We start from the raw sequence: 6,857 nt of genomic DNA, 5'->3' as shown, positions 1-6,857 counted from the left end.
AGAAGTGAAACGCCGTAGCGCCGATGGTAGTGTGGGGTCTCCCCATGCGAGAGTAGGGAACTGCCAGGCATCAAATTGAATGCAGTTATCTGCATTAACTCACTCCGGTGACGCGGAGCTGAGAGTAACACCTGATTCAGACGGAAAGTCTGGTTCAGTACAGAATCGGTGGAGCGGTAGTTCAGTTGGTTAGAATACCTGCCTGTCACGCAGGGGGTCGCGGGTTCGAGCCCCGTCCGTTCCGCCACCCTTTTAGGGGCGTAGTTCAATTGGTAGAGCACCGGTCTCCAAAACCGGGTGTTGGGAGTTCGAGTCTCTCCGCCCCTGCCATTAAAAATAATCCTTTGCTCAGGCAAAGGATTTTTTTTGCCTGCAATATAGCCCTTCCTCTGTCTTTCCCAGGCAAATCCACGACAAAAAGAGCCAGCAGCCTGCTGACCCTTATCATTGATCTATCAGTTAATTACCGGAAATTTAAGCAACTGGCGAATATGTGTCTGCTGATCGCTATTCTGCAGCCAGACAGCATACAGCGGACGAACAGCAACTGGCGTATCCGGGATCACCAGCAGATCCGGATAGAGGCTGTGCCAGGTATCAGGCAAAAATGCACAGGCACCGGTAGTATGCAGCAACTGCCGTGTGAGGTGCGCTGAAGTGGTGGTTAGCACCGGCACATCATCGGCAGCGAGGAAGCTTTGGTGCTGATGGAAATCCGCACCCCATTCCAGTTTGATGTAGTCATACTTTTCGCGTTTTTCACTGTTACGTGAACGGTACAGGGTCAGCGAGATATGGCCAATCTGCTGGCTGGTCAGTTCGTCCATTTTCGGCGCTTCGGTGGTAATCAGCAGATCCAGCTGGCGTTCATGCAGTTGTTTGACCAGCAAATGACGCTGCGCCACGCGTGCTTCAAGATGCAGACTTTCACGATTCTCATACAGCGTTTGCAGCCACGGTGTCAGATAGGCTTCCCAGAGTGACGCGCTGGCGCCGATCGACAGCTCATGATGCTGCTGGGTATGGGATACCTCTTTCTTCGCCATCAGCCAGGTGCTCATCAAACTCTCTGCGTAAGGCAGCAGTCGTTCACCAGCAGAAGTCAGACGGATATTATTACGATGGCGGGTGAACAGGTTGACACCTAACTGATTTTCCAGCTGTCTGATACGAAAACTGACCGCAGACTGTGTGAGATAAAGTGCTTCAGCAGCACGTCCGAAGTGGCGAGTTCGGCTCACTTCGAGGAAGGTTTTAAGTAATTCCGTATCCACAGTGTTCTCCCAAAAAACATTTGTCGTAATGATTTAAATGTTTTGTTTTACACTCTGTCAAGCCTATCTAATACTCCGCGCCATAAATAGCACGGCCATAGAAGAGTTAGGAGCGTGTAAAATGGCGGAAAGCTTCGCAACAACGAATCGTTTTTTTGATAACAAACACTATCCACGCGGGTTCTCTCGCCACGGTGACTTCACCATCAAGGAAGCGCAGCTGCTTGAGCGTCACGGTTACGCATTCAATGAGCTGGACCTGGCAAAACGTGAACCATCAACGGAAGAAGAGCGTCAGTTCATTGAGGTTTGCCGCGGTCAGCGTGAGCCGCAGACAGAAGCGGAACGCGTCTGGTCAAAGTATATGACACGAATTAAACGTCCGAAACGTTTCCACACCCTCTCCGGCGGCAAGCCGCAGATGGAAGGTGTGGAAGATTACACGGATTCTGACGATTAAACTGAATGGGGCTGAATGCCCCATTTTTTATGCCAGCAGTTGCTGCAAATGCATCAGCAGGCGATCGATGCCACGATAGCTGAGTGCTTCCTGCAGATGCTCCCGCCGGATATGCTCCTCCTGCGCCATATCGGCAAGGGTACGCGCCACTTTCAGAATGCGTTGCCATGCCCTGACAGACAACCCCAGCTGATTTAATACCGATTCGAGCCATTCGGCATCCGCAGATGTAATCACACACCATTGCTTAATCTCGCTGTTAGTCAGCATGGCATTAATTTTGCCACTTCGCGCCAGCTGCCGTTCCCGGACAGCAATGACGCGCGTTCTGACGATACTGCTGGGCTCGCTATGATGCTGTTCATTGCTGAGTGTGCCCGGTGGCAGCAGCGGTACTTCCAGCGACAGATCAAAACGATCAAGAAAGGGACCGGAAAGGCGGCTGAGATACTGCAAGACCTGCTGAGGCGAACTGCGGTTATGGCTGCCACGGTAGTGGCCAGACGGGCTGGGGTTCATGGCGGCAACCAGCTGAAAGCGCGCCGGCCAGGTGACTTTCGCCCGCGCCCGTGAGATACAAATCTCCCCGGACTCTATTGGTTCCCGCAGTGCATCCAGTGTCTGTCGGCTAAATTCGGGCAATTCATCGAGAAACAACACGCCATTATGCGCCAGCGTAATTTCACCGGGGCGAGGCAGTGCGCCGCTGTGATATATTCAATTTAATGTCATTGTAGGTACTGAAGATCAGCAGGTTACATAGTGGATATATGGAAATAAACGTTAATGTTTGCTGGCAATAGAGGTTCCGGGAGGTGATATGTACAGAAATAACTGTTATGAAGATGTGCCTGAGCAGCAACGAAAGATAAAACCTACCCGCAGAAGCGTTTCGGGGGTGTTCTCCTTCAGAGGTCACACTCCAGTCGCTTTTGAATCCACACTCGAACGCGATTTCCTCATCCTGACTGAGTTCAACCTGAGTGTTCTTGACATCATTCCGCAACCGGCTGTAATCCCCTTCAGCACAACTGATAGCCGCAACTTAACCTACACCCCTGATTTCCTTGTATGTTATTCCCTGACTGATGGGAGTTATAAAAAATATCCCCGTCCCCGCCTCGTAGAGGTCAAACCTGAAGAACAGTGGCGTACTCACTGGCGTGGCTGGTTGCCTAAATGGAAAGCTGCGTGGCGGTATGCTCAGGACCAGGGGTGGGAATTTCACATCCATGATGAATCCCGCATCCGCAATGATGCCCTGCAAAATATCCGCCTGCTTGCACGGTACAAAAAGACCTGGTTCGAACCGACAGATTCAGAGCGCGTTCTGAACGTTTTACGTGAGGTTGGTTCTGCTTCAGTCGATTATCTTCTCTCACGCATGTTCCTGGGCATGTATCGCGCTGAGGGGATTGCTCATATCTGGCACTTGCTGGCGACGCGGAAGCTTAATTGTGATATCAGCCAGCCACTGACGATGAGCACTGAACTATGGGTAGTTGAAAATGAATAGTCAGCAAAAGAGTAACGCTATGGAGATTCAGCAGGAACATTACGATGGTGAAGCCTTTGAGCCCAGGCGCGCTTTGCTGTCTATTGAAATCGGTGCGCTCGTCAGTCATCTCAACGAATCGTATAAAATCATTGAGATCATCGACTTTCAGGCCGTGGTTGGCGTGAATCTGTTAACCGGCAGACACGCCTCTCTCAGAATAAATGAGTTAAGGGCTCTGGAAGGCGCTCAGACTGTTTCTGACGCTTTAAGCATCGATCTGGATGAGATTGCCGATGAGGACTGGAAAACCGCTCAGAAGCGCTTTGAGGCAATCAGACCGCTAATTGAACAAACTCCTGTCAGCAAAGCGCATATGAAAGTCAGGGCACATGAGTATGGCGTCACGCCGATGACCCTGTACCGCTGGATGAAACGCTACCACAGCGCTGGCAGCGTCAGTGCCCTGGTACCCATGAAGCGGGGCTGGGCTTCGGGAAAAAGCAGGCTCTCTCCCGAAGTTGAAAACATCATCGTTGAGATTATCGATAGCTTCTTTTTAAAACCGCAGCGGCCATCTGCACGTAAAACGGTGCTGGAAGTTGAGAACCGCTGTAAGCAGCTTGGCATCAAGCCTCCCAATCACACCAGTGTACGTAAGCGCATCGCCAGCCTTTCTGAAAAAACAGTGCTCAGAGGGCGCGGACGCGCTGAGAAAGCACGCAACAAGTTTGTCCCTAAGCCGGGTTCGTTCCCAAATGCTGATTACCCCCTTGCTGTCGTGCAGATTGACCATACGGAAGCTGATGTCATTCTTGTTGACGATGTATATCGCAAGCCCATTGGTCAGCCCCTGGCTGACTCTGGCTATTGATGTGTGCACCAGGATGATCACCGGTTATTACATTTCTTTTGATGCCCCTTCACAAACGTCGGTTGCCATGTGTGTGGCGCATTCAATCCTGCCGAAAGAGGAATGGATGATGCTGCACGATGTGGAAGCCGACTGGCCTGTGTGGGGCAAGCCGACAACCATTCATGTTGATAATGGTCCGGATTTCCGCTCCGAAAACTTCCGTCATTCGTGTGCCGGATACGGCATCAATCTTGAATTTCGTCCCGTCAAACGCCCACACTATGGCGCACATATTGAGCGTCTGATGGGGACTGTAATGGGAGAAGTGCACAACCTGCCCGGCACCACGTTTTCATCCATCGTTGAACGCATGGAATATGATTCGGATAAAAATGCCGTTCTCACCATGTCTGAGTTTGAACAGTGGCTGGTAACGTACATCACCAAGGTCTATCACCAGCGGCTGCATACGGGCATCGGCTTATCCCCCATTAAAATGTGGGAACGCGGCATATTTGGAATATGCAACGGAATTCGGCATTGGTTTACCAGCGAAACCTGCGGACAGGCTTACCACGCAGCTGGACTTTATGCCTTCATTCCGACGCACTGTTCAGACTTTCGGCGTAACGCATGAAAGCCTCAAATATTATGGTGAGCCTCTTCGTCCATGGATTAACGTCAGAGCACGTGATACAGGGCAGGCATGGCAGCATCTTTTCAGGTATGACCCGCGTGATATCAGTACGGTATGGTTCTTCGATCCTGAGCTGAAAATGTACTTCCGCATCCCGTTTGCCAATCAGTCCCTTCCTTCCATGAGCTTGTGGGAACACCGGCAGGTCATGCAGAAACTGAAGGCAGAAGGTGCCAAAAGTGTCAATGAGTCCCTGCTTCTGGCCGGTCTCACTGAGATGCGACAGATTGTGGATGAAGCCAGCAGCAGGTCTCGTAAGGCACGACGCCAGCAGCAGCGGCGTAAGGTACATCAGTCCGGGATCACGCCAGCGACTCCCGGACCGGTTTCAGAAAAGATCACTTCTCCACCGGCTCCGTTGTGTGAGCTGGAGGATACCAGACGTTCACTCTCGTTCGCCGACGACCTCATTACCGGAGACATCGAGTTACCTGGAGATATCGCATGACTGGTTTAGCACACCTTTACAAAGACTTCAGGCATGTTGCTGAGTTGTCCGACAAGGAACGGATCCATTTCATTGATGAACCTTGATGGATTGGATACCCGCGAGCACATCACATCCTGGATACGCTTCAGGAACTGATGCAGAGGCCGCGACGACCGCGCATGACGAATCTGCTGCTGGTTGGCGATTCTAACAACGGCAAGACAACCATAGCGCACCGTTTTTATCAGTCAAATCAGCCTGTTCTTAGTGATGACCTGAGTGAGTCTACTAATCCACTTGTCCTGGCCGAGGCTCCGCCAGCCGCTGACGAGAAAGGGCTTTATATTTCCATTCTGGAACGGCTTTATACGCCATACCGCACAAGTGATCCGGTAACCAAACTTCGCTATCAGGTGATTCATGTCCTGCGGACCTGCAAGACCCGGATGCTGATGATTGATGAGTTCCACTCGCTGCTTACAGGCACAGCGCTGAAACAGCGTGAAGTGATGAATGCCATCAAGTTCATGTGCAATGAACTGACGATCCCTATTGTGGGGATCGGCACCCGGGAAGCTGTCAGGGTGCTGCACACGGATCCGCAGCATGCGAGCCGGTTTGATGTAATAACACTGCCTGGCTGGGAATTGAACGCTGAGTTTCAGCGCCTTCTGGCAGGATTTGAGGCAGTGATGCCCCTCAAAAAGGCGTCTCGCCTGCATGAACCGGAAAAAGCCATGTTGCTGCATGCGATCTGCGGCGGGAATATTGGGGATCTTCATCGGTTACTGATGGAGTGCAGCCGGGAAGCCATCCTGGGCGGCCAGGAATACATCGACAAGTCCATCATTGAAAGTAAATCGTGGTGTCGACCAACGAAAGGGATCCGTGAAGTCACGTTCTGATAGCTTGTGCCGTAGGCCGGGGTGAGTCACTGGCTGGTCTGTGACGCAGCATTTGTGCGGTCAGCGCGAACGACCCCCATTAGCGCTTTTCTGATTTCACTGTGTTCGTTTCCACCAGTGTCATAATATCGCAGTACAACGCCTCCAGCTGCTTCCTTTACTGTCTGGCCCTTATCCGGATATTAATCGGTCAACCCAGATATGTGTTTGCCAGGTGTGAGCAGCTTGATAAACTAGACTCTGTAGTAACGTGAGGTAAGCAATGGCCAGAGCCGACTTAGTGCTGAATTTAGTTGAAACGGGAATGAAGGGAGACCTGTCCCGTTTCAAAATCACCGCAGAAGCAATCGCAGCGGAGGCCACGGCACGCCATCAATATCAGCTCGCAGATAAGCTGAAAAATATACTGACCAGTACCGGCGCTGGTGAGACGCGACGCTATACCTATGATAACGACCTTCAGAATGCGTTTTATGAAATTCAGCCGCGCAAAATTCTGGATGACTTAATTATCCCCGAATCCGTGACCATACAGTTTATGGAACTGATTGAAGAACACGCGCGTCGCGACCTCCTTCGTTCCTACAATCTCGAACCCCGCCACAAGCTGCTGCTATCAGGACCTCCTGGTAATGGTAAAACGTCAATTGCAGAAGCGCTGGCTAAGGAAGGTGCGATTTAATCGTCAATTATGAGAACATAACCCTTTCTTTGACATAGACTTTTCACGATGCCCGCTC

At 51.3% G+C, this 6,857-nt stretch carries 8 protein-coding genes, 2 tRNA genes and 1 pseudogene; 9 read left to right on the top strand and 2 right to left on the bottom strand.

Going from position 1 to position 6,857, the window contains the following annotated elements:
- Window positions 1-170 precede the first annotated feature (170 nt).
- Together ACSZO1_RS21285 and ACSZO1_RS21280 are read left to right on the top strand one after the other, a co-directional pair.
- A tRNA-Asp gene (locus ACSZO1_RS21285) sits at window positions 171-247 on the top strand.
- 7 nt (window positions 248-254) lie between these two features.
- Window positions 255-330: transfer RNA gene (locus ACSZO1_RS21280), tRNA-Trp, on the top strand.
- A 125-nt stretch (window positions 331-455) separates the two neighbouring features.
- Here ACSZO1_RS21280 and hdfR read toward each other — a convergent pair.
- Window positions 456-1,274, bottom strand: a complete 819-nt coding sequence (gene hdfR / locus ACSZO1_RS21275; protein WP_437616212.1) for an HTH-type transcriptional regulator HdfR — start codon at window positions 1,272-1,274, stop codon at window positions 456-458.
- Between the two features lie 121 nt (window positions 1,275-1,395).
- Between hdfR and ACSZO1_RS21270 the strand changes: the two genes are divergently transcribed.
- Window positions 1,396-1,734: a DUF413 domain-containing protein gene (locus tag ACSZO1_RS21270; RefSeq protein ID WP_437616210.1), complete on the top strand. Its 339-nt coding sequence runs from the start codon at window positions 1,396-1,398 to the stop codon at window positions 1,732-1,734.
- A 27-nt stretch (window positions 1,735-1,761) separates the two neighbouring features.
- On the opposite strand, the pseudogene ACSZO1_RS21265 reads toward ACSZO1_RS21270, so the two are convergent.
- Window positions 1,762-2,439: pseudogene (locus tag ACSZO1_RS21265) on the bottom strand (ATP-binding protein); the annotation flags it as partial.
- 115 nt (window positions 2,440-2,554) lie between these two features.
- Here ACSZO1_RS21265 and ACSZO1_RS21260 point away from each other — a divergent pair.
- From ACSZO1_RS21260 to ACSZO1_RS21235, 6 genes are all read left to right on the top strand, one after another.
- A complete protein-coding gene (locus ACSZO1_RS21260) occupies window positions 2,555-3,250 on the top strand; it encodes a TnsA endonuclease N-terminal domain-containing protein (RefSeq protein ID WP_437616208.1) in 696 nt (231 codons plus the stop codon).
- A 19-nt stretch (window positions 3,251-3,269) separates the two neighbouring features.
- Complete coding sequence (locus ACSZO1_RS21255; protein ID WP_437616206.1) at window positions 3,270-4,103, top strand: hypothetical protein; 834 nt, start codon at window positions 3,270-3,272, stop codon at window positions 4,101-4,103.
- On the top strand, window positions 4,036-4,722 hold the full coding sequence (locus ACSZO1_RS21250; protein WP_437616204.1) for a hypothetical protein: 687 nt from the start codon (window positions 4,036-4,038) through the stop codon (window positions 4,720-4,722). The genes ACSZO1_RS21255 and ACSZO1_RS21250 overlap by 68 nt, the downstream gene beginning before the upstream one ends.
- Complete coding sequence (locus ACSZO1_RS21245; RefSeq protein ID WP_437616202.1) at window positions 4,676-5,230, top strand: Mu transposase C-terminal domain-containing protein; 555 nt, start codon at window positions 4,676-4,678, stop codon at window positions 5,228-5,230. Before ACSZO1_RS21250 ends, ACSZO1_RS21245 begins: the two co-directional genes overlap by 47 nt.
- 89 nt (window positions 5,231-5,319) lie before the next feature.
- Window positions 5,320-6,117: a TniB family NTP-binding protein gene (locus ACSZO1_RS21240; RefSeq protein WP_437616214.1), complete on the top strand. Its 798-nt coding sequence runs from the start codon at window positions 5,320-5,322 to the stop codon at window positions 6,115-6,117.
- 262 nt (window positions 6,118-6,379) lie between these two features.
- On the top strand, window positions 6,380-6,799 hold the full coding sequence (locus ACSZO1_RS21235) for an AAA family ATPase (protein WP_437616200.1): 420 nt from the start codon (window positions 6,380-6,382) through the stop codon (window positions 6,797-6,799).
- The last annotated feature ends 58 nt before the right edge of the window (window positions 6,800-6,857 follow it).

This window comes from Erwinia sp. V71 (assembly GCF_965644245.1).
GTDB lineage: Bacteria > Pseudomonadota > Gammaproteobacteria > Enterobacterales > Enterobacteriaceae > Erwinia.
The sequence above is the reverse complement of the archived record's forward strand: the minus strand, read 5'-3'. Positions and strand labels throughout refer to the sequence as shown.